Source organism: Cytobacillus sp. IB215316 (assembly GCF_033963865.1).
Lineage (GTDB): Bacteria > Bacillota > Bacilli > Bacillales > SM2101 > Nanhaiella > Nanhaiella sioensis.
On the sequence record NZ_JAXBMC010000002.1, the window covers coordinates 501,001 to 527,726 of the forward strand.

Genomic DNA, 26,726 nt, shown 5'->3' on the forward strand with positions numbered 1-26,726 from the left:
AAAAATGGATGTATTCATTAAGTATAAACGTACAATCAATTTACCACATTTTTAATAAAGTATTAATATACAATGAAAGGAGGAATGGTATTTATGAGTGATGGGTTTGGATCTATCTTTGCTTTGGTTATCGTTTTATTCGTGCTGTTAATCATTATCGGTTGTGCTTGTGTAAGACCACCAGCTCCTGTGCTTCCTGCACGAAGATGTCCATTATGCTAGAACGACAAGCATTAATCTGCAATTAGGCAATTTACCACCTTCTTTGCGGCATGAACAAAACTACCATTCTTTTTAGTTGCTTAAGAGAGGGGGGCAAACTCCTCTCTTTTTATTATGCGTTTTTCCACCTTGATCGTTACAAAGAGATAAACACAAAACGAATAACAAGTTCATCTTTTGCATCTGCTCTTCTCTAGAGACTATAGCAGGCTATAGTCCCATTGTTCTTATTCGTATTAATGCACACAGATGTCTATAATTTTATGACATCTTTTTTCTAGAAAATGATGCTAATCACAAAAGACTTCGTTTTGATGTATTAATTTTATAAAAAACAACGTGGTATAAAAAAGAGCCTTTATAAAAAACATACCTAACTGTAAATTAGCTAAACGAGTTTTAAGATATTGTAACGTTTTATCGGGAATTGCAACAAATATCCTTTTTAAGCACCATCACTTTTACCTCCGAGCATAACTTTTCTAAAATAAATACCCCAAAAAATAATAATCGTTGAACAGATGTTTTTATGATGTTACACATAGCTCCTAACATACATATTTTTTTGTTCTTCCAAATATTTATTGCCTGTTGAAAAGATATTTATTTCGTCCCACCGCATAAAATTTTTAGAACGTTTAACACTATAATTAATAAGAATATTTCATTCTTATGATGTTTTACACATAAACAAGGAGATGATTTAAAATGGGGCGTAGTAGTAATAAATTACTTGTGCCTGGTATAGAACAGGCGTTAGATCAAATAAAATTTGAAATAGCTCAAGAATTTGGCGTGAATTTAAGTCCAGATAGTGCTTCACGAGCGAACGGGTCTGTAGGTGGAGAAATCACGAAAAGACTCGTCACTCAAGCTCAGCATCATATTAACGGGCAGTTTCCAAAATAATTAGGTGAGAGTTACCCTAATACAAAATTTAATACCAAATGGATAAAACCGAGTGATATTATCACTCGGTTAAATTTCATACAGACTTATGTATTAACTGTGTTATTCAGATTCTGGTGAAAAAGAGCGGCCAGAAAATTCATTATCTAACATAAAGATAGCATTGCTGTCATTTTCAATACGCTTTAATTTTTGAATAATACTATCAAATAAATCCTCTTCTTCAACTTGCTCTTCGATAAACCATTTCAAAAAATTAATCGTTGCATGTTCACGCTCATCCAATGCAATGTCTGATAATTGGTATATACGCTTGGTAACTTCTTTTTCATGGCTTAACGCTTTTTCATAAGCGTCCAACAGGGATGAAAATTCATTATTTGGTTCAGGAAAACCGATAATTGTTGCACGTTCACCTAAAGCATTAATAAAGTTATAAAATTTCATCGCATGAAAACGTTCTTCCTCTGCTTGGACTAAAAAGAAGTTCGCAAAACCATCAAAGCTTTCAGACGAACAGTATGCTGCCATTGCCATGTATGCATGTGCAGAATAAAATTCAAAATTCATTTGTTCATTTAAACCTTCAAGTAATTTTTTACTTATCATTGTATACTCTCCTTTATTGCTATGTTTTCCCTATTTATTATAGCACTTTTATGTAGAGTATTCATAAAACGAAGTGGCTCCATTAAAAAAATTTGAACATGTGTAAAACCTATTCCACCTGTTTGTAAGGTCAAACAAGATAGAATTCTAATTTCTTTAATTCAAACAAACATTAAACAACATCATTAATCTTGTAAGAAATTGCTTTTTTAGTTTATTATTCCTCATTAGTTTAGGCTGTTTTCGCATTGATGTATTAAGAAGCAAACACATACACTACTAGAGTTCGTGGCATCTTCTCTTTGTACAAAGATAATTAGCAATATAAAACTACTTTTTTAGTGCTAATTTGATAACAATAGCAACAATATATACTAACAGAGCCTACTTTAATAGTAAAAAATATGTTCTTCTAGTTCTTTGTGATCATCCTTATTCTTTTTATTGTCGTGATCACTTTTTACCTTTATGTTCTCATGATCCTTTTTGTCTTTTTTATCCTTTTTGTTCTCATGGTCCCTTTTATCTTTTTTATCCTTTATGTTTTCATGGTCCCTTTTATCTTTTTTATCCTTTATGTTTTCATGGTCCCTTTTATCTTTTTTATCCTTTTTGTTCTCATGGTCCCTTTTATCTTTTTTATTCTTTATGTTTTCATGGTCCCTTTTATCTTTTTTATCCTTTTTGTTCTCATGGTCCCTTTTATCTTTTTTATTCTTTATGTTCTCATGATCCCTTTTATCTTTTTTATCCTTTTTGTTCTCATGATCCCTTTTATCTTTTTTATCCTTTTTGTTCTCATGATCCCTTTTATCTTTTTTATCCTTTTTGTTCTCATGATCCCTTTTATCTTTTTTATCCTTTTTGTTCTCATGATCCCTTTTATCTTTTTTATCCTTTTTGTTCTCATGATCCCTTTTATCTTTTTTATCCTTTTTGTTCTCATGATCCCTTTTATCTTTTTTATCCTTTTTGTTCTCATGATCTCTTTTATCTTTTTTATCCTTTGCTTCTTTCTTTTCTAAGTCATCTCTTTGATTTTCTAACTTAATAATGCTTTCGTTTTTTAAGTGATTAGAGGATGTTTTAGCATCCTCACCTTCCTTATGCTCTTTATCTCTATTTTCAGCTTCTTCAATTAAGTATTTACCAGTAGAGATACCCTGTTCCTCTGCTTTCTTACGTGTATTTTCATCACTTTTTACAGAGGTAACATGAATCGTATCCTTTACTAATGTTTCAGATATTATCACAATTTTTTCTTCTAATTTTTTTTCAATATCTTTTGTTGTAGATTCTTGATGTATTTTCACCGTTGTGATAAGTAGATTACTACCTTCATTTAAATACCCATACTTCTTGCTTTCATCAATGATAGAATTTGTGACAAACGCAATATCTTGTTTTTTCCAATCTGGTAAATTCTCAATAATTCTTTCACCCTCGGTGTTAAGTGCTGTTACGCTTAAAACCTCTAGCTTATTATTTATAGATAATTCTATACTCGGGTTAATATCAATTGACATATAAGCAAATACCTTATTTGGTGTATAAAATGGTAAAACAGAAATGATAACTAATAGAGTGGCTATTGTGCTAACAAGTGCAAGCTTCCATTTTTCAATTCGTGATATTTTTAACAAAAATGAATAACTTCTTTTCCCCTCACGAAAGGGCGGAAATATAATCTCTTGACCAATATCATATTGTTGTTCTAGCAGCTTATTTGTCCGTAAAAATTCCCCTTCATCTGTTAATACTGTAACAAATTTACTGCTTATTTCCATAATGACCCCCTTTTTCAATTTTAGATCACCTCCTTCAAATATTCTTTAAGAAACAAGTAATCACCAGTGAGAATGACCGAAATGGCAATTATATATTTGCGGTTTCTCTCTATCGTTTTTCGGCTCACTTTTACTTGTTTTTCTAATTGTTTTATGGGTAACTGTTTCTTTGCCAACAGACTAGCTCGAAGCTCTTCATGATCAACAAGAACCTTCGCTACAGTAATAGCATTTTGTCTAGCATCGGCATGCTTTGGTGATTGATTTACTAAATCTTGAAATGTTAAGCCAAATGTTTTAAGCTCCTGCTTATATTGCTCAATCTCTTCTATTCGTCGTTCTTGTTCAACTTGTTTGCCATATTCTTCGAAGGATAGATGTGACTCTAGTGTATGAGGACGTACATCGTTTTCACGTTCATGTAAATCATATGGTATTGATTTGTTACGTGCTTGTTTCCGAATGTAATCTATGACTCTCCTCTTAATAATTATCTCAGCGAAAGCTAAAAAAGAACGACCTTTTTCTCTTTCAAATTTTTCAATAGCGTCATTGAATGCAATAAGACCAATGCTAAACTCATCATCTGTTTCATCAATATATCGTTTACATACAGAGGAGACAGTCTTGGCAATAAAAGGATGATATTTTTTTATAATCTTGTAATGTAATTGACTGTTACCGTTTTGGATTTCTCCAATTATTGCTTCTAATGATTTTTCTTTCTTGCCAATTTTAAACAACAGACTGAGCACCGATTACACCCCTCTTCCTAATATGAAGTTCGGTAGCTCTGATTTTTTTATAGGGGTAGAAAATAGAAAAATAGTCATTTTTTTTGACTATTTTTTTTACCACTATATTCAGCTAACTTATATAATCTACAACACTGTTATTATAACAATATGGTATGTTCAGCAACATAAGTCACTAACAATTACTATATATTACCTAAGTAGAATCAAGAAAAAAAGCACTCAATTATATTGAGTGCCTTAATAACTTGACAATTGTTAACAATATTTCTAGTTATCATTGTAGGATATGTACCTTCCTCGCTTAGTGTTGGTAGCACTTTATGTTAACACGGATAATTATATCACGTATTATTAATGAAATGGTTACGAAATGATTACAATACATCAATTACATGATTTACTATCTTTTCACTGTTGTTCTATTTTTTGCTTTTTTCCTCTTTCCTTAGTTCCTTCTCTTTTTTTTTCTGTTCTTTTTCCATCTCATGTGCTTTTTTCTTCTGTTCTTTCTCTAATTCTTTCTGATCTTTGTGATTTTGCTTCTTGTTCTTGTCATGTTTTTGATCCTGAGCATCATTTTCAATATCTTCATACAACTCATTCATTATTAGTTCTATATCATCTTCAATATTTTTTTGTTCTTCTTGTAATGCTCCAAGTTTTGTCATCTTGTCGCCAATCCGTTTGTAACTTTTTTCAATATTTTTCTTTAGTGCTTCTTGTGCATTATTATTTCCAACTTTCTCTAATGCAGCAGTTAAAGATATAATATTTTGTGCGAGTTGTGTTTTAATACCCGTCAATTCATCTTGTTGTTCTTCGCTACTATTTCCATTATTATCTATTTTAGGTTGACTTGTATCTCCATAAATATCGTTACTACTATCTTCATCACTAGGACTCTTTGCTTCTGCATCCTCTCTATCTTCAATTATACCTTCAGAATCATCTATGAGCTTTGTAGCCTTAAGGATCAATTCCTCAGCTAAATCATTGTCACCATTAGCGATTAACTTCTCGGCTTCTAACAATCTTTCAGATGAAAACCGTGCTAATAACTCAGCATCGTGCATATCATCAAACGAAATTGCAAGCTGTATTTTTTCAAGTGTAATTTTGACAAAATACCAAAAGTCTCCTGGTATTGAATTTGGATCTTCATTGTTAGTGTTTAAGCTTGTAGTGCTATCAATGTCGGTATTATTTTCATTTGCATGTGCAATAGTACCTGCTACACCTATTACTCCTACTAGAGCACATGCAATCATGCCATTTCTTATAACTTTTATCAAAAACTACACACCCCTATTGTTAAATTTTCATTTACGTTATAGTTGTACGAACTTATCCACTTCTTTTTGGGGTGAAACTTAATATATTTAGTATTCTAAATATTTCAATACGGCATATTGGGTATTTACTTAATCAATCATTTCTTTACGACATGTTGCTTTTTACTAGATCGTAACCAACCACCACCTGCAAGCAATAACAACCCTAGACAAAAAATTGTTTTCCACAAAACCGACTCTAGAAAATGGGATGAGATCAGACCAACCACCACATGTGCTAACGTATGAGTACTTCATTTCACACCTACCCAACCTACTATCAGAAATACGGTTGTCTCAAGACCATGGCTGTTTTTAAGTAACCTAACAAACCAGCTCGCAGCAAAACGCATAATGATTAAACCAAACATGCCTCCAATAAAAGTGACTAAAAACTGCCTCCATCTATCTACCTATCATTGGGAGATGAGACGGAGAAAGAGTAATTGCTAATGCAATAGCAGCTAAAAGAGAGTCTATCGTAAAAGGGATATCCGCAAGCTCAACCTTTAACACAGTTACCCGCTTTTTAGTACAGGTTTGTTCTTATACTTTGTTATTTTTATTAAGGAGTAAACAGAAATAAATATTAAATACAAGGCACCTAATAAGCCATAAAATAAAGATTTCTTCTGCTTTGTGTGAGGCAAATATTTGACAATAACTGCCACAACTAATGCATTGGCTCCAGCTAATATTCCCTCTAGTACAACTATAATGGGCAGATCCCACCCATATTCTTACAATATTGAAAGATCTAAATTATATCCCTCCTAATGATCATTTGATTCTTCAACCTATTACAGATCAAAAAGGTGGTCAATTGCTTTCAAACGACGACCGGGCATAATTAGCAAACGCAAAAAGACCTTTGCCATATTAGGAAAAGGTCTTGCTAGACATGAAGTATTCCAACAAAGCAGATAGATTTTTATCCATGTATTGACGACTTTACGTTAAGGGCATCCCTTAACGCTACTCCCCTTTGTCGAAAAAACGAACATTTATTATGTAGACACTGTCAAGTTTTTCGATTTTCTCGAGTATGCAACATAACGTAAATTATGATGGTGGCGATAATAATAATAACTACAATATACATAAATCTATTAGCTATCTGTGCAATATCTTGCCATCTAGTGCCTAATTTGAACCCCATATAAACATAGCAGTATGTGATAGGAAGTGTAGCCGCAAACGTATATAAACTAAAGCTTGTCACATTCATTTTTGCCAATCCACAAGGTATTGAAATGATCGTCCTAATTCCAGGCAAAAACCTAGCAGTAAAAGCTACAATCCCGCCGTGTTTATCAAAGAATCGCTCTGCTTTTGTTAGCTCCTTTTCACGTATAAAAAAGTACTTTCCAAACGATGTAAGGAACCGCCTTCCACCAAAACGTCCAAGTGCATACAATGTTAATGGACCAAGCGTTCCTCCAATGGTTCCAGCTAACACAACTAGCCAAAAATTCATTACTCCTTGATACACAGAATAGCCCGCTAAAGGAAGAACTAATTCAGCAGGTACAAACTCAAATGTTAATGCAATTAAAATCCCAAAATACGAGAATTCTCTTAGCCATTCAACAAATAATAAAATTAATTCTTCCATATATACCACCAACATTCACTATTTTCGTTTTTAGTAATAAAAAAAACTGTTTTCTAATAGTTTGTTGTGCTTCGTACTAAGAAATAATCATATAAACAATAGATTTCACAGCACCTATTTTCTGACTAAATAGACTTATGTTAGCTGTGTTAGCAAATAAGAGTTAGTCTGCTATTTTAATAAACAAGTTGAATTTAATGACATGACATATAAACATAAAAAGAATCATTATTTGTAATTATCTTCGTACAAAGCTGTTTTCGTATTAATTGCTTTTTTCGTAATGAAAGCTAAACAGCGTATCACTATTGTTCGGGACATCTTTTCTTCTCTAAAGATTTAAAAAAATAATATCAACACATCAGCTACTCAATTGTAAGTGAAAAAGCAGCAAAGTTTACGAAAAGAGCCTTGTACCAAAGTATATTTTTAAGCAATTAAAAAAATGACATAAAAAAAAGCAGGATGCAAACAGTTCCTTTAGAAACTTTTTTATTATTGGGAATTATTTCTTGAATATCAAATAACTATCATATATACTGTATATATACAATATAAACAGTTAAAGGACTTTGGAGTGAAACTATGCATTTATCTGTATCTCTAAATTCAAAATTACCAATATATTCTCAAATTGTGGAGCAAATTGAAAATCAAATTCTGACAGGACATCTTAAAGAAGGGGAACTTCTTCCTTCTATTCGAAACCTTGCTCAGAATTTGAAGATAAGTGTGATAACAACGAAAAGAGCATATGATGAGTTGGAAAAAAAAGGTCTTTTAACATCCGTCGCTGGCAAAGGAACTTTTGTTTCAGGTAACACAAAAGAATTAATCAGAGAAGACAAATGCCGCGGGTTAGAAAATCAATTAATGCAAGTTATTATGAAAAGCAAAGTTTTAGGAATCAACCGCGAGGAATTAATTAATATGCTCACATTTTTGTATGGAGAGGATGAATAATTATATGCATGTAATTGAGTTTTGTGGGTTTTCTAAATCTTATAAGGATTTTAATTTGAATGATTTAAATTTTAAGATTAACAGTGGTTTTATCACCGGTTTAATTGGGCCGAATGGCGCTGGTAAAACAACGTTAATTAACGCAATTATGAACCTAATTCCCCCTGATAAAGGAGAAGTTATTGTATTTAACAAATCGATGGGAGCATGGGAAAGAGAAATTAAACAAAGAATTGGTTTTGTATACGATGAAGACTTTTATTATAACCATCTTTCAATAAAGGAAATGGGAAAGATCATCGCATCATTTTATTCAAATTGGAACCATGCTGTTTTCAAACAATATCTAACAGATTTTAAATTGCCAGAACGAAAAAAAATCGGTAACTTATCAAAAGGAATGAAAATCAAATTCTCCTTAGCAGCTGCACTTGCACATGAACCTGATTTATTAATAATGGATGAACCTACCTCTGGGCTAGATCCAGTGTTTAGAAGGAGAGTATTATCGATATTAAGTGATTATATCCAAGATGGAAATCGATCTGTTCTTTTTTCAACTCATATAAGTACAGATTTAGAACGAATAGCAGATTACATTGTTTATATAAGTAACGGACAATTAATATTTAGTGGTAGTAAAGAGGAGCTGTTAGATGAATATTTTATATTAAAAGGGCCTGTTGCATCCCAACCAATGAAAAAACATTTAATAGGTTTACAGCAATCACCTCTAGGATTCGAAGGTTTAATTTCAAAAAACATCTATTCTGAAAACTCATTTGATAGTCAAGTTGTTGTAGAGAAACCTACATTAGATGATATATTGGTTTATACACAGGGGGATTGTTAAAAATGATGCAGTTACTTTTGAAAGACATACAAATTCAAAAAAGGTTTATATTTCTTGGTTTTGTGTTTATCGGTTTTTTCTTTTTTCTATTAGGCGCTTTTGAAGGTTTACCTCTTGCTGTTCCTGCAGCACTATTTAGCCACTTCTTAATTGTACTCGCTAGTAAATCTGATGAGAAAAATAATAATAGTCGATTGTTGGCTTCTTTTCCACTTAGAAGGAGGGATATCGTAACCTCAAAATATATAGGAATTTTTATGTTTATGGCAATCTCCTTCTTTCTAACCACCTTATGGTGGTGGATCACCGGTTTTTTTCTTCCTGCAAATGAACTCCCTTGGTTTAGTGTTCAATCTGTAATAATATCTATTCTCATTTTACTTCTGTTTTATAGTATTTATTTTCCTATTTTTTTCATGACAGGATCACGTATAGTACAGGTCCTAGATTTAATAGTTATATTGACGATAGGTGGAGTAATCATATTAGGTTTACGAATATTAGAATGGATAGGTATAAACATCGGTTTAATACTCTCCGACTTAATGAGTTACAATGTAATATCTCTGTCAATTTGGATATCAACCATATGTTTAATGTTAATAATCATGTCTTGGGTTCTTTCTATTGTTGTTTACGAACGTAGAAATATATAAAAGGGGGGAAATCTATGTTTGTAAGAATATTCCATAAACTAGGAAAAAAATGGATTAATGTAATATTCGTTGTTGTAATAATACTACTAATAGTTGGTGTTTATTATTTCATAGTATAAAGAGTAGTTTAACATTATGTTAAATGATTCTATATTTATGCAATTGACCTCATTTTAAATGAGAAAAGATCCCACGAGCGCTTTCCTTATAAGTATTTATTTCTTAGTACTAAAAACAATGCGAAAACAGTCTTATAAAATATAAGAATCCATTTTGATCAATCAATTATAATCAAAATGGATTCTATCTATTTATTACAAAGTACTCGTTTATAGTATTTTTGATCCAACTTTATTCCAAACTAACAATGAGTAGTAAACAAGCTAACAAATCATGTTTCATTATGGTATGGTACTATCTAATAATAAGTTGTTTATTTTTATCATGTTTATGTTCATTATAATAAGCGACCATTTCTTTTACACCAGATTTAAAATCAGGACAAGTAATTCCACTACCTTTTAAATCATTTTTAGCAGTAGAACAATCAAATCTTGCTTCATACGAAAAATAGTCTAGAGATTCTTTCTCCACTCTTAATACTTTACGCAAGTTTTTAATCTGCAAGAAAGCTCTTGTTAAAGAAATTGGTATTCTACCACGCGGTTTCTTGTGTAAGAGTTCACCCATTAACATTGTATAAACTTCACTAGCCTTATACGGAGAAGGGTCTGTTAAATGATATGTTTTCCCCTCCCCAACACTAGCGTGACCTAGATAGCAGGAAGCAGCAATAATATAGTCAACAGGCACTAGGTTCAGCTCTACTTGACCTCTGCCAATGTTAGGCAAGATAGGTAAAAAGCGCAAGCGATCCAGAAAATTCAAGATAAAATACGGTCCATCAAACTTTATTGTTTCCCCTGTTATAGAGTCCCCTTTAACAATTCCAGGACGAATGATGGTTGTAGGAACTTCATTGAAAATCTTTTTAACAAGCACTTCTGCTTCATATTTCGTCTCTTCGTAGTAATTTTGAAAGGTTTGATTTTTTTCTAATTCAGATTCCAAAACTGTTCCTGCACGGTCTCCTGCAACATAAGCTGTACTAAAGTAAATGTATCTTTGAAGCTTGCTCATTTCTTTTACAAATTCATTCACCATACTTGTACCTTGTACATTTACAAGGTATGCAACATCTTTTGGTACTGCTAGATCATAAATAGCTGCTAGGTGAAAAACATGTGTAACAGTAGTCCTTAGTGAGGCCATATACTCATCAGCTATACCTAGATTATCCTTAGTAATATCACCAGGTAAAATGGTAAATTGAGTCTTATCAATTAACTTATCTTCAGATAGCCTCTCTATTTCCTTTTCAGCTTCGTTAATCATATCAGGCAAAACAAGTGCATAAATATGATCAATTTCATAGCTCTCCTTCATCATATAGCGAATAATTTGACTTGCAATAAACCCAGGAAAGCCTGTGAAAAAGTAAGTATTCCCCATCGTTTCTCCCCCCATACAATATACCTTATCTAAACATTCAGAATTCATTTCCTAACTTTAGTTTATCGTATTTACGCTATTTTGCAACCGTTTACAAAATAGATTTTTTAAAACTGTACTCACATTAATAGTCATTTTTCACCCTTTAACATAAGCACACATACATCAAACATTTATGGCACCTTTTGTTTTATAAATCAAGACAAATGGCTAAATCCATCGTTTAGCTTATGAAAAGGATCTTTTCAATTTCTTTCTTCTTATTATCACTTACATTTGAGCAACTGATGTGTATGATATGGTTGTTATTGTTCAAAGGGAAAAAAAGATGCCACGAACATGAGTTATATTCGTGTTTAGCTCATTTTACAAAATGCAACTATTAATGCGAACAGCCTATACAAAACAACAATAAAGCTTTTGAAAAGAGCTCTTTTTTTGATTAAGGCTGTATTTGTCTGCACTTAAAAATTATCAAGGAAAAGATTGTAACTTATCATATTCCTTTTGTTGTTAATGCTAACATTATATAACCTTTGGAAGGAAGGCGTTGTCATGCACACAATTTGGAAGGGGTCAATTAGTTTTGGGCTTGTAACGATCCCAATAAAACTATATGCAGCAACTGAAGATAAAGATATTAAATTCCGATCGTTACATAAAAAATGTAAAACTCCAATTAAATATGAGAAGATCTGTCCAATATGTAATGAGGAACTAACAAATGATAACCTAGTAAAAGGTTATGAATATGTAAAAGGAAAATTTGTCATTTTATCTGAAGAAGAAATGAAAGAATTAAAAGAGGAATATGAGGAGAAAAGTATTAAAATTATTGATTTTGTTAATTTAGATGATATTGACCCTATCTATTTTAATCGATCCTATTTTATTGGTCCAAATGATAATGGAACTAGGGCATACGCTTTATTAAGAGAAGCACTTGTCAACTCTAAACGGATTGGCATTGCCGAAATAACTATTCGTTCAAAGCGTCATCTAGCTATTGTTAGGGTATATCATGATGGCCTCCTCATGGAAACGATCCATTATCCAGATGAAGTGCGAAATGTTAGTGACGTGCCAAATATACCAGAACAAATAGAGATTAATAATAAAGAGCTTGATACTGCTATGTTATTAATTGATCAATTAACGACAGACTTTGACCCAAGCAAATATACGGATGATTATCGTACTGCATTAATGGAGCTTATCGAGGAAAAGGTTAACACCGATGAAACGACTACTGTTGACGATATACCAAGAACGAATGTAGTTGATCTCATGAGTGCATTGCAAGCAAGCATTGACAGAACTAAACAACAACCACAATCTACAACGCCAGCTAATAACAAAGGTACTACAAAAACAAAACAGAGAACATCACGAAAGAAGGTAACATCATAGAAACAATTACTAAAATCAGGCGGGAATTCTTCTCGCCTAGGTTATATCCATTACGTCACACGTTCTCCTTCGTCTATAATCCACTTAACAGCAAGTAATAAATTTGCAAACCACATATCAGCTAATCCAAGCTGTTCATCATTTCCAACTAAGATGGTTTTTGTCCCTGCCGACTTACCTGCAAAAATGTCCACATCACGATCTCCGATCATATAGCTATCTTTAAGCGCGATGTTATATTTTTGAGCAAGATTCGTAATCATCTCTGGTTCAGGCTTTCGACATGCACATCCCTCATGAGGTTTATGGGGACAATAAGCAATATCATCTATCATCGCTCCGTATTCCTTCAAATCAAGCTTCATTTTCTCATGTACACGTATTAGCTGTTGTTCCTTCATATACCCTAACCCAACCCCACCTTGATTCGTTACGACAAAGACTTTAAAGTTATCTTGATTTAACAACTTTATCGCTTCACCTACGCCATCCAATAAATAAAAATCACTCGGTTTATTTACAAATTTCACACGATGTGACAACACCTCATTAATGACTCCATCTCGATCTAAAAAAACGGCTTTTTGCACCTCATTCATCCTCCTCTTTCTTGGGCTACAAAATATTATCATCTTAACTCAAAAGTAGTTATGTTATTCAAAAATAGTTAAGGCAACTATAAATAGTTAGGACAAACGTATAAGCAATTGATTGAGCCGTCACGTACAGTATAGAGACAAAAATATTAAGGAGAGATGATGATTAATGAGTAGCTGTTCTACGAATAATTTTTGCTGCCCTGTGACATGTGATAAAAATTTTTTTCCTAATCAACCACTAATTGCTATAAAAAGGTGCACACCAGTTAGAAGTCCGTGTGATAATACGACAGAAACAGATATTTATATTGCACCACAACCACAGATCACACCTAGTGAACTGGCAAGTGGTTTTATAAGTCTGATCAATACGAGTAGAGACTGTACAATAACCCTTACTGTTGTAGATGAAGCAGGCACTGTCCCTTATCCAATTATCGCTCAAGATTCTATCATTGTTGAAGTAAGTCAATTACAACGTATGTTTATTGTTTGTGATGGACCCGATCCATTGGACTTCTGTACTGGAACGCTTGAGGTAGACCTCCAATATATTTCATTTGCTTAATATGTACGAATTTCATGTATGTAAATTAGAAAGTGTAACACATTCATCAAATTCATTTATTAAATCGATTACTTTTTAAAGCCTATTTTATTAATTATTATTTAGACACCCATAAAAAAGGGTGTCTTTCCTATACAACTATTGCTCATTGATTTATAATACCCTCACGAAAGAAGTTGAAAAAAAATGCCATTTATCACTCGTTTCTCAACAACGACTTGCGGAGCGATAACTTTTACGGGAAACACACTAGGTTTGAGCCAATTAATAAATCAAAATTTAGCAGGTATGAGAGGGAGTATAGGTGCATTTACTTCACTAAATAATGGTTTAATGGTACCAACCTTCCCTGCTGGAACGACGTTAAATTTCACTGAGAATGGTTCAGCTGCTGATTTAAATTTGCCTGCTGGGAGCACGGTGCTATATGCTGAATTAATTTGGGGTGGAAATTATCTAACAGATGATGAAGACATTAGTGCGTCCATTAATAATTCAGTAATGTTCACTGACCCTAACCTGAATACTAACCCTATTGCACCTGACCCAGCAACAGCGAATCAACCCATGTTTACATCAGCCGGTGTAACAAAAGGTTTCTACATGCGCTCTCAAGATGTTACGGCTATGGTTCAAGCAGGAGGTGGAGGAACCTATTCCGTTGAGCAAGTCCCAGGTCTAGTTGACCCATCATTTGGTTCAACACAAGATACGAACCACACTGGGTGGACTTTGGCAGTTGTGTATGAAGATGTAACACTTCCGATTCGGTCAATGACTTTGTTTGTAGGAGCACAAGGGATTGTTAATGCTGCTCAAAATATCGATATTAATGTGGGTGGGTTTATCACTCCACCAGTTGGAGATGTAAATGTCAATTTATTAATCAGCGCTGGAGAAGGAGATGCTGTTATTCCGAATGATCAAGCTTTGTTTGGTCCAAATGCTGGTAGCTTAACCGTGTTATCAGGTCCTAATAACCCTGCGAATAATTTCTTTGCTTCACAAATTAATGGGGATGATGGGATGATAGATACGAATGGTACATTTGGTACAAGAAATCCTGATGCTTTTGCAGGAACAAATATGAATGCTGATCGGCAAGGGTGGGATATTACTAATATAAGTACAATGAATTTGTTACCTAATAATCAAATGACGGCTGTTTTCCGTTTTACGTCAACACAAGATGCTTACATGCCAAATGCATTAGGTATTCAAATTGACGAAGGTGACCCAGTTCTAGAAGTAGAAAAATTTGTTGATAAAACTTTTGCTGTCCCTGGAGAAATCTTAACATACACAATTACGATTACGAATACTGGAATTGTTGTTGCAACAGATGTGGTTTTAACAGACATTGTTCCTTCAGGAGCAATATTCATCCCTAATAGTGTGGTTATTAACAATATTCCCGCCCCAGGCGAAGACCCAAACATTGGAATTAACCTCAACCCTATTCCTGTAAACGCTACTACTACCGTAGAATTTAAAGTTCAAGTCATCCGCTCAGATTGTTTTTTATTAAATGAAGCAATAGTGGAATTTAGCTGTGGCAGAGAAGTTATAAGTAACCAAACTTTATCAACGGTATGTAAAACCTGTCAACAAAAATTTGATAGCTGTCAATGTCATTGAAGAATTCAAAATAAACAAGTTAAACTGGACACCTCTATCATTGCTAACATTGGGGTGTCCATTGATATTAACACTTAATTGTAAATATAGGTTACATACATCGATAATTTATATTTAAACAAAACCTTCCGATGCAAGCTTTACATTTATCATGACAACTTCCTAAGCAACAAATTTCTAGCCGATTGAAGTTTTTTAGAGTGATTGATTTTGAGTTTCCATTTTTACCTTCACATGCAAGCGGAATCATTAATGTGTCTATCTTATTGATTCCAGAGAAAATATTTACTAATAATGTCCCAGCACAACCTGATTCGTAAAACACAGTAATAGAACCCGATACAGGGAATGAAGGAGATGTCCATACATCGTCCTTACATCCACAATTTATTGTGAAATTTCCACATATTTCATCTTTAATGAAACAATCTTGCTTTTTTGGACCTGTTTTATGATGATTACAGCTACATTTGTTATGATTCACTAACTTTGTCATCTCCTTCACTTCATAATATATCTAGGCTATTGTATGTATCTTTTATTAAGGAGGTGCAAATAACATTAATATAACTCTTCATTGTAAAAGCTTATTGAATATCATATGTTGAAATGTAGCTTTATTTGAATCGATTATATATTTGAAGGAGATAGTTTTAATGATAAAGCCGATGCTTCCAACATTGTCATTTACCCCTCCAAAAGGAGAAGAATGGACTTATGAAGTCAAATACGATGGTTTTCGAGGGCTATTGTTTATTGAGCATAATGAATGTAAGTTAATGAGTCGTAACGGGAATAATTTACTAAACCAATTCCCTGAAATAAAATCATTTGTGGAGAGCATGAGGCTGGAGAAGATTGAGTCATTTCTTCCTCTCATCTTAGATGGTGAGATATGTATTTTGGATTCATCTATAAAAGCTAATTTCTCTAAAATCCAATTTAGGGGTCGCTTAAAAGATCAAGAAAGAATTAAACACAGCCTTATCCAGGCTCCAGCCCATTTTTTAGTATTTGATTTGCTACAATATAGCGGTAATATGACGACACATCTACCTTACGTTAAACGCAAGGAACAATTACATCACTTATTTTCACAGCTTGCTCTCCCTACTACTGTCACAATGGATAGGGAAAATCTTATTCAACTTATTAGTGAATCTTGTCATTTTGATTCCTTATGGAATGAAGTGCAGTTACATAACGGTGAAGGGCTTATTGCGAAACAAATACATAGTAAATGGGAAGCTGGGAAACGAACGACGCATTGGATAAAGGTGAAAAACTGGAAAATAGGTCAGTTTTTTGTGACGAAATATGAAAAATCAAATGGCTACTTTCACGTAGGTCTCTTTCGGGAGGGTAGCATTTACGAAATAGGTTTATTTTCACACGGTTTGAGTCCTGTTGAAAGATCTACACTTTCTCAAGTAATTCAAGACAACAAACAAACTGAAACAACTCAATTTGTTTGCATACAGCCTAGTATATGTGTAGAGCTAAAATATCTGGAAGTTTATAATGGTAGTTTAAGACAACCAATATTTTCAAGGTTTTTAACAGATTTAAATGTAAATGTATGTACATGGGAAAAGCTTGACGTTGAACAACAGCTAAACCAGCCTGAATCTACTACCGTTGTTCAAGTAACAAACCCAGCAAAAAGATTATGGAAAGAGAGGTTTATTACTAAACGCGATTATCTCGATTATTTAAACAGCATCTCAAACTACATGCTTCCTTTTTTACAAAATCGATTATTAACTACAATCCGTTACCCGCACGGGATGTATGGTGAAAAGTTTTATCAAAAAAACTGTCCAGCATATGCTCCTGACTTTGTTCAAACTATTAAACATGAAGATATTACTTACATCATATGTAACAATGCTGAAACGTTAGCCTGGCTCGGAAACCAACTTGCAATTGAATTTCACGTGCCGTTTAATAGCATTAAGTCAAAGGGTCCAAGTGAAATTGTTTTTGATCTTGACCCTCCCTCTAGGCAATATTTTAAACTTGCAGTCCAAGCAGCTCTATTGATGAAGAAAATATTCGATCAATTACAGCTTCAATCGTTTGTGAAAACTTCAGGTAATAAAGGATTACAAGTATATATACCATTACCACCCAACACATTTTCTTATCATGATACACGGCTATTTACTCGATTTATTGCAAATTATTTAATAGAAAATGACCCACAGAAATTTACGGTAGAACGTTTGAAAAAAAAGCGGGATAATCGCTTATATATCGACTATGTTCAGCACGCTGAAGGTAAAACAATTATTGCACCATATTCCGTAAGAGGAAATGTAGGTGCATATGTGGCAACGCCTCTTTTTTGGCATGAGGTTAATCATCAATTAAAAATCGAGCATTTTCCAATGGAATCCATCATAGAAAGAGTAACAACTAAAGGCTGTCCATTACATACTTTTCATCAAGTAGATAATAAACAGCCTTTTGAACAAATATTGAAATTTTTAGGGTCAAATAAGAGTTTATTGTAGATGTTGCAACTGAAATCTCCTTTTTAGCAGTTCACATGAAAATTTATTTGACATCCTCTATTTTTCTATGGAGTTGGATAAAGTACCAATTCCTTCGACAGTTACTTCTACAACATCACCAGGTTGTAAAAACTTAGGAGGACTAAAGCCTTTACCGACACCTGCTGGTGTTCCTGTCGCAATAATATCTCCTGGCTCTAACGTTGTACCTTGAGAAAGTACTGAAATAATCTTTTCAATAGAAAAAATAAATTGTTTTGTATTTGCACTCTGACGTACCTCATCATTCACTCTCGTCTCAATGTTTAATTGATTCGGCTGCTTGACGAGCGATTTATGAACGATCACTGGTCCCATTGGACATGAAGTGTCCAAGCTTTTTCCCAGTAAAAACTGCTTATGCCGCGCTTGTAAATCTCTTGCAGTAATATCATTAACTATAGTATATCCAAATACGTAATCTAATGCCTCATCTTCTGAGATGCCCTTCCCCTTCTTACCGATAACGACTGCAAGCTCCCCTTCATAATCGAGCTGGTTAGTTATATCTCGATGATTTAATACGATTTCGTTAGTACCAATGACAGTCGTTGGAGTTTTAGAAAACATCATTACATCGGTTGGAATATCCGCTGCACTTCCCATTTCTATCGCATGGTCAGCATAGTTTTTGCCGACACAAAATACATTCTTCGATGGTCTTGGGATGGGTGCTAACAACTCTACATCAGTTAAAGTGTAAACATTGTTGTTGTTTTGCTTAGCCCACTTTACTATCTGTTGAACACGTTCTTCAAACATATGACCAAGTTGGATACACTGTAGCAATGATTCTGGAATTAATTTATCAGTAAAAGCGTCCTGTTCAGTGGCGTTTAAATCTAGCACTTCTGTCATTTCTTTATTTACAGTACCTACAAACAAGCGGTCATCCTTCTTTGCCGTCACAAAGCGCATACGATCCCCTCCTATATCAAACTGCGAATAGATGTAATATACTTCATCATGTCATCTATCTGTAGTTTTTCTAAAAAAAGCAATAAGCCTTGTACTACTCCTACTCGCGGAGATTCATCATTGTTTTGAAACTGCGTTAGTAAAACTTCTAACGTCTCCAGCGCGTGTTTCTCATCATCATCTGTTAAATTTGCACCAATAATTATTTCCTTCATTTGCAAAATCATATGGACGATTTCTTGATATTTATCATTTGTAAGGTGACTAAAATATTGACGTATAGAGTCCTCATTAATAATAACCTCATGCTTATTTGCAACACTTTTTACAAGGTCATCCAATCGATCTACTAAGTATCCAGCTAGTTTTTCTAAATCAAGTTTTTGATAGTCAAATATGAGAAAGGATAAATATTCTACGAGCATCCCACTGAACATAGCAGTTAAATCAAAAGCAAATGGACGAATATCATCTCCATAAATAGCAAGAATGCGACTTTTGTACCAGCGATACATTTCTATTCGCATTTGAAATAAATAACTTTTTATTTTGCCCCTCTCTGGAAAGGCTTTCTCTCTCATATGCATTTGTAAAAAGTCTCGATACTTCGTAAATTCTTTTAGTTGGCGATGGATTTGAATAATAAAACGGTCTCTTTCAGATTTGACTTCATCGTTGATTTGCTCAGACATTTGTTTTGTAAAATGCTCATAAAAATGCTTAAAAATTGACAAAAACAGTTCTTCTTTAGAAGAGAAATAATTATATAATGATCCTTTCGCCACGCCACTTTCATGGGCAATTTCCTGCATTGAGGTGTTATGGTATCCATTTTGCGCAAACAATTTCATCGCAGTTTCTAGGATGAATATTTTTTTATCTTTCATCCAATCACTTCCTATATCCTTAAAATGAAAGAGGGGCTGACCTTCTATAGTAGGACAGCATCATTTACAATTAATATTAATAGTAAAAAGAATGTCATTTCCCCTAATATTATTTAGATTAATTAAGTTTTAGGTGGAGAAAGTCAACTCCACCTATTTTACATTGTTCATTGTAGTCTTTAATATTTTATTTCTCTTTATCTTCTTTTAGGTTGTCATTCTTTTTCTCTTCTTGATCCTTTACTAACTTTAATATATTTTCGAGCATAGATACCATGTCTTCGTTTTTGTGTTCCTTTTGTTCAACTGGTAAATTATCCTCGCTATAAATTGTATCTTCTACTGGTGGTAATTGTTCAGCTTGTTCTTTGACTTCTGGCTTTTCGTGAATTTCATCTAATAAATATGCCGGAATGAGATGTCCATCAGGTGTAATGTATTTTTTATTCAGTCTTCTCGTCTCTTTATCAAAGAAGCTATACACAACTGGAATGACGAATAATGTTAGGAATGTACTACTTAATAACCCACCAATAACTGTAATACCCATCGGCTGATTCATTTCCGTACCTTCGCCAAGTCCAAGTGCTAACGGGAATAAACCTAATATAGTTGTTGTAGCTGTCATTAATATCGGACGCGTCCTAACCTTAACCGCCTCTACGATTGCATCATACGTTTTATAGCCATCACTCTTCTTCTGATTAATATAATCGATTAACACAATCGCATTATTTACAACAATACCAGCTAGTACAATCAAGCCAATAATCGCCATTAAACTTACAGGAACCCTTGTAACTGTTAAGCCAATGGATACCCCAATGACCATTAATGGAACGGTAAACATAATTACAAACGGATATTTTAATGATTCAAATTGAGCTGCCATGACTAAATAAACAAAAACAATCGCTAAAATAAACGCAAATACCATATCATCGATAGAAGACTCTAATAGGTCTCGATCCCCACCGAAGGTAATCTCGGTTTCATCATTTAAATCTAAATCAGCTATCTTTTCATCGACTTCGCTAGAAATTGCACCCAAATTGGTTGAATTAGCATATTTCAACGTAAATTGTACTGCATTTTGCTCATTGATCCTCTGTATGTTAACAGGACCTTCGCCAATAGTAATTTCAGCTACATCCGAAATAGGAATATATGAACCATCTGGCTTCTTCACTAACAGAGTTTTTAATTGATCGAGGTTAGATGTAATATCTTTATCATAGCTAACGTGCACGTTGAATATTTCATTATTTTCATCGGTAATTCTAGTTGCATTTACTCCACGTGTCACATTGTTAACAGTCATAGCAATCTGAGCGGGTGCTAAGCCATTCGCAAATGCTTTTTCACGATCAACTGTCATTTGTACTTCTTCCACCGTATCACTTAAATCAGTTGTGAGCTCTGTTACATCATCTATCGTAAGAAGTTCATCATAAATTTGTGTTACAGCATCTTCTAGTCGTTCCTTATCAATATCCTTCACACTAAAAGATAGTGTATTTGGCGCAGAACCAGTAGTTGATTGCAAATTGAATGAAACTTCTGCTGTTGAGTTTGCTCTTTCGGCTTCTTTTTCAATCTCACGTTTCACATCGTCAACAAATTGGAATGTAGAACGCTCTCTATCATCAAAGTCCTTCATTTTCACAGAAATTTCAGCAATATTCCCTTGACTGGTACCTCTAAATGAATTTTCTTGTGTAGAGCCAAGCAAGCTGACATACACATCAACATCATCTTCATCTGCTAGCACGTTTTCTATTTGCTCAACTACTTTGTCTGTCTCAGTTAACGCTGTACCATTTTCCAACTCTACTGAAATAGTAAAGAAGCCTTCATCAGTTTTTGGTAAAAATTCCATCCCTACAGTTGTAATTCCATAGAGTCCAGATCCTAAAAATACAACAGCAATAATTAATACAACAGCTCTACGACGAAGAGCCCACTTAATTGAACGATCAAGACCTTTCATAAATGGAGAGTCTCGACGTACTTTCTCTTTATTTTCTTTTGGAGCTTTTAACATACGGCTTGCAAGCATCGGTACAACTGTTAATGCTACGACTAATGATGCAAACAAGCTAAATGCAATAGTCATTGCAAATTCAGTAAACAATTCACCAATAATACCTGTAATAAAGACAACTGGAACAAACACTGCAATAGTTGTGAATGTTGAAGCTGTAATGGCACCTGCTACTTCTTTTACGCCATGAGAGGCTGCTTCTTTTGGGTCCTTCCCCATTGATAAATGCCGGTATATGTTTTCAATAACAACTATCGAGTTATCTACTAACATCCCAATGCCTAGTGCAAGCCCACCTAGTGTCATGATGTTTAATGAAAAATCTGAGAAATACATGAGTACAAAAGTTAATATAACTGAATACGGTATTGCAACTCCAATAATAAACGGACTTTTTACATTACGAAGGAAGAAGAATAATACGACCATCGCAAATAGTCCACCTAGTATAAGTGTAGTCGATATATTATCAATCGCTACTTGTATAAAATCACCTTGATCAAATAAAATTTGGGCTTCTACATCCTCATATTTCTCTTTGCCAAGGATGTCATCAAGTTTATCCTTAAATGCCGCTGAAACAGAGGCTGTGTTTGCATCGGACTGCTGTAGTACGCTAACTAGTAAAGCTGGATCCTGATTTGCACGAGTAATTGTATCTTCGTTTTGTGGAGCAACTTTCACTTCACTTATATCACCAAGAGTAACTTTTTCTCCAGTTGTTGGATCTACTGTAATTGCTATGTCTTTCAGCATATCCACTGATATGATCGAGCTTATAACCCTAGTAGTCAGCTCCTTCCCATCAGTTAAAATCGTATCTCCTGGCAAAGAAATATTTTGTGCTTTCAACAGATCTACAATATCATTTTGAGTTAATGAATACTGTTGGAGTAAACCTTGGTCAAGCTCAACTTTAATTTCGTCTATCGTATTCCCAGATAAATTAACACTTGCAACACCTTCTATTTTTGTTAATTCCTGAGATAGTCCATCCGCTAAACTTTGCAATTCTTTTTTATCATTAGCGTTTGCTGTGACAGACATTTGGATAATTGGAAACTGTGACGGATCAAACTTCATAAAGCTTGGTTTTCCTGCATCGTCTGGAAGTTGTGTCTGATCAATTCTACTACGTACTTCGTTTTCAATATCCTCAATAGAAGTCGTCCATGAAAATTCCATTAACGTTAAACTTGCACTTTCCTGTGATGTCGAAGTTAACGTCTTTAGCCCAGGTAGAGTTGAAAGATTAGTTTCAAGTGGTTTCGTTACTTTTTCAACAACTTCTGCTGGACTCGCACCAGGATATGATGCAACTACAACCGCGATTGGCGGCTTGATATCAGGTATTAATTTTAGTGGAATATTTAATAGTGAAACAAAGCCTAAAATAATGACTAGTAACATAGATACTAGTGTAAATACAGGCCTCCTAATGGAAAAATCACTTAATTTCATTTTTGCTCCCCTTCCGGTAATTTGATCTATTATTGTTTACCAATCATGAATAATTGTTGACTGTTTACTAGTCATTTCTTTGAATGTCTTAAGTGAAGATAAATCCGCCCTCGGTTTTGATAGTTCTATCTTCACTCCTTGTTTAATCAACTCTGCAATTAATTTTTCGGACCGAACTTTAAATTGACCCATCAGTCATCGCTCCCTTCAATTTTTACCTCCATCACGTGCATTTAATCACAAACATGAATAAAAGCTTGCATACAAGAGGAAGTCACACATATTCAACTCCCAAAACACCAAAACTAATATATGTACTAGCTCACAAACAGTAAAAATTCATCCTTTTCACTTTACAATATGACTAATAAGTCACGGGTATATCATACAACAAATGACTCGTCGGTTCAAATATTAAGCACTGGTTAATTTTGTAATATATTGTTGTTATGTTAATTATGGTCTTTATGTAAACTTTGTTGCTGTTGTCTTCAAAGTAAACATATGCTAAAAATGAATTTTAACAGCTTGAATTCGTTTTACAAGCGAAAAAGATGGAACGAACTCTAGTTGTGTAGGAGTTTACTTCTTAACGAAGAATAACAATCAATGTGAAAATAGTCACTAATTAAGAGAGGATCCGTATAAAACTAGTAATCCTGCTAGCTTCCCTTCTATAACATGAAAACAGTTGCTTAAAACTTTTTAAACGTAATATTAGTAAAGTTTACTAATAGGGATTAAATATTTTACACTTCGCTCCTTTCCACTCTGGTTTTTCCATTATTTTAATAATGATTTACATTCTCTACCAAGATAAAATTTATATGTAACAACATTTGTTTAGAAAGGAGCAAACAATGTTTCAATATACTAGAATCTTCTTAGCTTTTATACTCGTTCTGTTAAGTGTTCCTATGCAGACTGTTTTTGCTCAAGACAAACCTGTCTCTGCGTATCTTCCAACTGATTTGGAGGAAGATTATTGGGCTTACACTGAAATAAATCATTTTATACAAGCTGATATTATTAACGGTTATTTAAATAACCAAAATGATATGGAAATAAGACCTAATGACAATGTTACCCGTTCCCAATTTGTAAAAATACTCGTTAATGCAATGGGTCTACAAACTAGCCAACAAGGTAAAACGTATACTGATGTCACATCTGATGATTGGTTTTATGAATATGTAAATGTTGCAAGTAACCTTGGCATTGTTAATGGGAAAGAAGATGGCAGCTTTGCACCGTATGAAAAAATTACAAGAGACCAACTAACAGCTATGATCGTACGAGCATTTGAAAATACAATATCTTTTGAACAAAGTGACGAACAATCGTTCACGGACGTTACAAATTCATACTGGGCGTATGAAGACATCGAAAAAGCAAGTTCACTAGGAATTGTTAAAGGGTATGATGATGAAACTTTCAAACCTAGGGATCATGCAACAAGAGCTCAAGCAGTAGTAATGATCTATAGATCATTAAATCAAGAGCTAGCAAATGTACCGACTAATGATGAAATTACCTCGTTTTTAAGATCATATATAGAGAATGAAAATGAATTATCGACAAACCAATCATTTGATGAATTAGAGCAATTATATATAAATGACTCGATCGGCTTTTATCAAGCTCAAGGAATAGCAGCAGTAGAGAGCTATAAATCCCTTGTTAAACAAATGAAAGAAGAAGTTGTTGAATTTGCAATTAATGCGGACAACAATTTTTCTTTATTAGTAACAACATCAACTGATAGATACGTTACAGTACAAATCAAGGATTTAAACTATGAAATCAAGATTAAAAACAGCGATTTGGATTTAGATGTAACATCAACTAAAAATGCTGAAGGTAAGTACTATTTGAAAAAAGATATGCAAGAAGACACATGGAAAATCTACGCTTTTTCCCCAAGTGCTGAGTAAGATACGTACGAAGAAATTCGGCTAGATACAAAGAGTTATCCTGCTTTTGTATTAGAGATGTGCTCAAGTAGGATAACTCTTTTCAAATACCTCAATTATATATTCCTCATCATTTCTTTAGCCACCAATATTTTTTCACGTTTACAAAAAATCATTATTTTGTTGTTTGTTATAAGTTTTGGAACAAATAGGAAGTATTGTGGTAAGATAATTATCAGATCACACTCTCTCAGTAATATTGATTAAATCGTATTTATTAGATGTTTTCGTATTAATCGTTGCTTTTCATAATATGAGCTAAATACAAATGCAACTATACGACCGGTGCACTTTCCTTTTTATAAAACTATAAAAGTTATACATCAATTATTCTAATGTAAGTGAAAAAAGCAACATAGTTTACGAAAAGAACCTTTACTTTACTCACTTTCTATTTCTTACATGCGTATAATATTGTAAAAAAAGGTGGGAGGTTTATGTCTACTCTCGTATACGCCCATCGCGGAGCAAGTAAATTAGCTCCTGAAAACACGATGACTGCATTCTTAACTGCAGAAGAGCTTGGTGCAGATGGGATTGAACTTGATGTTCAATTATCAAAAGATAATATCCCTGTGATTATTCACGATGAAACATTAAACAGGACGACAAACGGCGTAGGTTACGTAAAAGACTACACTGCAAAAGAATTGGAAGAGTTAGATGCGGGGAGCTGGTTTACGCCTTTGCATATGGGTGAAAAAATTCCAACTTTAGATCACTTTCTAAGCTGGTTTTCAACTACAAAAATGCTATTAAACCTAGAATTAAAAAATTCCCTCATCGAATATAAAGGCATTGAACAAATCGTTTGTGACATGTTAAAGGCATACAAAGTAGATGACCGAACAGTCATTTCTTCATTTAATCATCATAGTATTAAAAATGTTATGAAGATTGACCCTCAGCTAGATACAGCGTTTTTAGTGTCATCTAGATTACAAAAAGCATGGGAAAGTGCAAAAAATGCTGGCACAAAGAGTATACATGTCAAGCATAACCTCTTAAGCAAGCAATTTGTTGACGAATGTCGTAAAGAAAACATGACCCTTAGAACTTATACAGTCAATAGACCATTATCTATTCGTTTGTACTACAAATGGAAAGTTGATGGAATCATTACAGATGTTCCTAATACAGCTGTTAAAATTAGAAAAAAGATGTCCTCCTCCATTAAAAAGAGATTTCTTTTTTAATGGTTTTTTTATGTTTACTACAATCCAGATCGGATTCGCTTTAATTGTAGTTTTTTAGAAAAAGAAAAAGCCATCTATAAAACTTGAGTTTGTCGTTTTTTTACTTTTTGTATGCTTTCGCAAAGTGTTGCTTTTCGTTCTAAGATATAAGCACGTTATCTCTAGCGTACGTGTCAGCTTTTCTACAATTATGATTATTAAGCCACTATCCATCGTACACAACTATCATTCTTGGTATTTTTTCTTCTGTACATCGATGACT

The 26,726-nt window shown here is 33.6% G+C and carries 23 protein-coding genes and 2 pseudogenes; 11 read left to right on the plus strand and 14 right to left on the minus strand.

Annotation, left to right across the window (positions count from 1 at the left end; translation table 11 throughout):
* The first annotated feature begins 72 nt into the window (after positions 1-72).
* Together SLH48_RS06645 and SLH48_RS06650 are read left to right on the plus strand one after the other, a co-directional pair.
* On the plus strand, positions 73-222 hold the full coding sequence (locus tag SLH48_RS06645; RefSeq protein WP_250886596.1) for a YjcZ family sporulation protein: 150 nt from the start codon (positions 73-75) through the stop codon (positions 220-222).
* Between the two features lie 708 nt (positions 223-930).
* Complete coding sequence (locus tag SLH48_RS06650) at positions 931-1,131, plus strand: alpha/beta-type small acid-soluble spore protein (RefSeq protein ID WP_214482057.1); 201 nt, start codon at positions 931-933, stop codon at positions 1,129-1,131.
* Between the two features lie 102 nt (positions 1,132-1,233).
* Here SLH48_RS06650 and SLH48_RS06655 read toward each other — a convergent pair whose 3' ends face one another.
* From SLH48_RS06655 to SLH48_RS06680, 7 genes and pseudogenes are all read right to left on the minus strand, one after another.
* On the minus strand, positions 1,234-1,740 hold the full coding sequence (locus SLH48_RS06655) for a ferritin (RefSeq protein ID WP_320257495.1): 507 nt from the start codon (positions 1,738-1,740) through the stop codon (positions 1,234-1,236).
* Between the two features lie 389 nt (positions 1,741-2,129).
* Entirely contained in the window at positions 2,130-3,383 is a 1,254-nt protein-coding gene (locus tag SLH48_RS06660) for a hypothetical protein (protein ID WP_320257496.1), read from the minus strand.
* 21 nt (positions 3,384-3,404) lie between these two features.
* Positions 3,405-3,527: pseudogene (locus tag SLH48_RS22465) on the minus strand (anti-sigma factor domain-containing protein); the annotation flags it as partial.
* A gap of 20 nt (positions 3,528-3,547) precedes the next feature.
* Positions 3,548-4,282: an RNA polymerase sigma factor SigI gene (gene sigI, locus SLH48_RS06665; protein ID WP_320257497.1), complete on the minus strand. Its 735-nt coding sequence runs from the start codon at positions 4,280-4,282 to the stop codon at positions 3,548-3,550.
* Between the two features lie 422 nt (positions 4,283-4,704).
* A complete protein-coding gene (locus tag SLH48_RS06670) occupies positions 4,705-5,577 on the minus strand; it encodes a DUF5667 domain-containing protein (RefSeq protein WP_320257498.1) in 873 nt (290 codons plus the stop codon).
* A gap of 137 nt (positions 5,578-5,714) precedes the next feature.
* Positions 5,715-6,341, minus strand: a pseudogene (locus tag SLH48_RS06675) (TerC family protein).
* A gap of 296 nt (positions 6,342-6,637) precedes the next feature.
* Positions 6,638-7,231, minus strand: a complete 594-nt coding sequence (locus SLH48_RS06680; protein WP_214482050.1) for a DedA family protein — start codon at positions 7,229-7,231, stop codon at positions 6,638-6,640.
* Positions 7,232-7,816: 585 nt separating this feature from the next.
* Here SLH48_RS06680 and SLH48_RS06685 point away from each other — a divergent pair.
* The 3 genes from SLH48_RS06685 to SLH48_RS06695 are packed head-to-tail and all read left to right on the plus strand — an operon-like array spanning position 7,817 to position 9,703.
* Positions 7,817-8,194: a GntR family transcriptional regulator gene (locus SLH48_RS06685; protein ID WP_214482049.1), complete on the plus strand. Its 378-nt coding sequence runs from the start codon at positions 7,817-7,819 to the stop codon at positions 8,192-8,194.
* A complete protein-coding gene (locus tag SLH48_RS06690; RefSeq protein ID WP_320257499.1) occupies positions 8,187-9,047 on the plus strand; it encodes an ABC transporter ATP-binding protein in 861 nt (286 codons plus the stop codon). The genes SLH48_RS06685 and SLH48_RS06690 overlap by 8 nt, the downstream gene beginning before the upstream one ends.
* A gap of 2 nt (positions 9,048-9,049) precedes the next feature.
* The gene (locus SLH48_RS06695) at positions 9,050-9,703 is read left to right on the plus strand and encodes an ABC-2 transporter permease (RefSeq protein WP_320257500.1); all 654 of its coding nucleotides are present in this window, start codon (positions 9,050-9,052) and stop codon (positions 9,701-9,703) included.
* A gap of 414 nt (positions 9,704-10,117) precedes the next feature.
* Here SLH48_RS06695 and SLH48_RS06700 read toward each other — a convergent pair whose 3' ends face one another.
* Entirely contained in the window at positions 10,118-11,215 is a 1,098-nt protein-coding gene (locus tag SLH48_RS06700; protein ID WP_320257501.1) for an SDR family oxidoreductase, read from the minus strand.
* 555 nt (positions 11,216-11,770) lie between these two features.
* On the opposite strand from SLH48_RS06700, the gene SLH48_RS06705 reads away from it, so the two are divergent.
* A complete protein-coding gene (locus tag SLH48_RS06705; RefSeq protein ID WP_320257502.1) occupies positions 11,771-12,625 on the plus strand; it encodes a Ku protein in 855 nt (284 codons plus the stop codon).
* Between the two features lie 50 nt (positions 12,626-12,675).
* Here the strand turns inward: SLH48_RS06705 and SLH48_RS06710 are convergent, their stop codons facing one another.
* Positions 12,676-13,215, minus strand: a complete 540-nt coding sequence (locus SLH48_RS06710; protein WP_320257503.1) for an HAD family hydrolase — start codon at positions 13,213-13,215, stop codon at positions 12,676-12,678.
* Positions 13,216-13,390: 175 nt separating this feature from the next.
* Between SLH48_RS06710 and SLH48_RS06715 the strand changes: the two genes are divergently transcribed.
* Complete coding sequence (locus tag SLH48_RS06715; protein ID WP_320257504.1) at positions 13,391-13,792, plus strand: S-Ena type endospore appendage; 402 nt, start codon at positions 13,391-13,393, stop codon at positions 13,790-13,792.
* 186 nt (positions 13,793-13,978) lie between these two features.
* A complete protein-coding gene (locus tag SLH48_RS06720) occupies positions 13,979-15,430 on the plus strand; it encodes a hypothetical protein (protein WP_320257505.1) in 1,452 nt (483 codons plus the stop codon).
* Positions 15,431-15,521: 91 nt separating this feature from the next.
* Here the strand turns inward: SLH48_RS06720 and SLH48_RS06725 are convergent, their stop codons facing one another.
* Positions 15,522-15,926, minus strand: coding sequence for an S-Ena type endospore appendage (locus SLH48_RS06725; protein ID WP_320257506.1), 405 nt, complete (start codon positions 15,924-15,926; stop codon positions 15,522-15,524).
* 160 nt (positions 15,927-16,086) lie between these two features.
* Between SLH48_RS06725 and SLH48_RS06730 the strand changes: the two genes are divergently transcribed.
* Positions 16,087-17,946, plus strand: coding sequence for a DNA ligase D (locus tag SLH48_RS06730; RefSeq protein ID WP_320257507.1), 1,860 nt, complete (start codon positions 16,087-16,089; stop codon positions 17,944-17,946).
* A 57-nt stretch (positions 17,947-18,003) separates the two neighbouring features.
* Here the strand turns inward: SLH48_RS06730 and SLH48_RS06735 are convergent, their stop codons facing one another.
* The 4 genes from SLH48_RS06735 to SLH48_RS06750 all read right to left on the minus strand — a co-directional run bounded on the left by SLH48_RS06735 (position 18,004) and on the right by SLH48_RS06750 (position 23,487).
* Complete coding sequence (locus SLH48_RS06735) at positions 18,004-18,903, minus strand: fumarylacetoacetate hydrolase family protein (protein WP_320257508.1); 900 nt, start codon at positions 18,901-18,903, stop codon at positions 18,004-18,006.
* 11 nt (positions 18,904-18,914) lie between these two features.
* Positions 18,915-19,790, minus strand: a complete 876-nt coding sequence (locus tag SLH48_RS06740; protein WP_214482024.1) for a TetR/AcrR family transcriptional regulator — start codon at positions 19,788-19,790, stop codon at positions 18,915-18,917.
* 187 nt (positions 19,791-19,977) lie between these two features.
* Positions 19,978-23,295 carry an efflux RND transporter permease subunit gene (locus SLH48_RS06745; protein WP_320257509.1) on the minus strand — a complete coding sequence of 1,106 codons (3,318 nt, stop codon included), beginning with the start codon at positions 23,293-23,295 and terminating at the stop codon, positions 19,978-19,980.
* A gap of 36 nt (positions 23,296-23,331) precedes the next feature.
* Positions 23,332-23,487 (minus strand): hypothetical protein, encoded by a 156-nt coding sequence (locus tag SLH48_RS06750; protein WP_214482021.1) that lies wholly within the window; start codon positions 23,485-23,487, stop codon positions 23,332-23,334.
* Positions 23,488-24,155: 668 nt separating this feature from the next.
* Between SLH48_RS06750 and SLH48_RS06755 the strand changes: the two genes are divergently transcribed.
* Both SLH48_RS06755 and SLH48_RS06760 read left to right on the plus strand, forming a co-directional pair.
* A complete protein-coding gene (locus SLH48_RS06755; RefSeq protein WP_320257510.1) occupies positions 24,156-25,229 on the plus strand; it encodes an S-layer homology domain-containing protein in 1,074 nt (357 codons plus the stop codon).
* Positions 25,230-25,705: 476 nt separating this feature from the next.
* The gene (locus SLH48_RS06760; protein ID WP_214482014.1) at positions 25,706-26,464 is read left to right on the plus strand and encodes a glycerophosphodiester phosphodiesterase; all 759 of its coding nucleotides are present in this window, start codon (positions 25,706-25,708) and stop codon (positions 26,462-26,464) included.
* Positions 26,465-26,726: the final 262 nt, after the last annotated feature.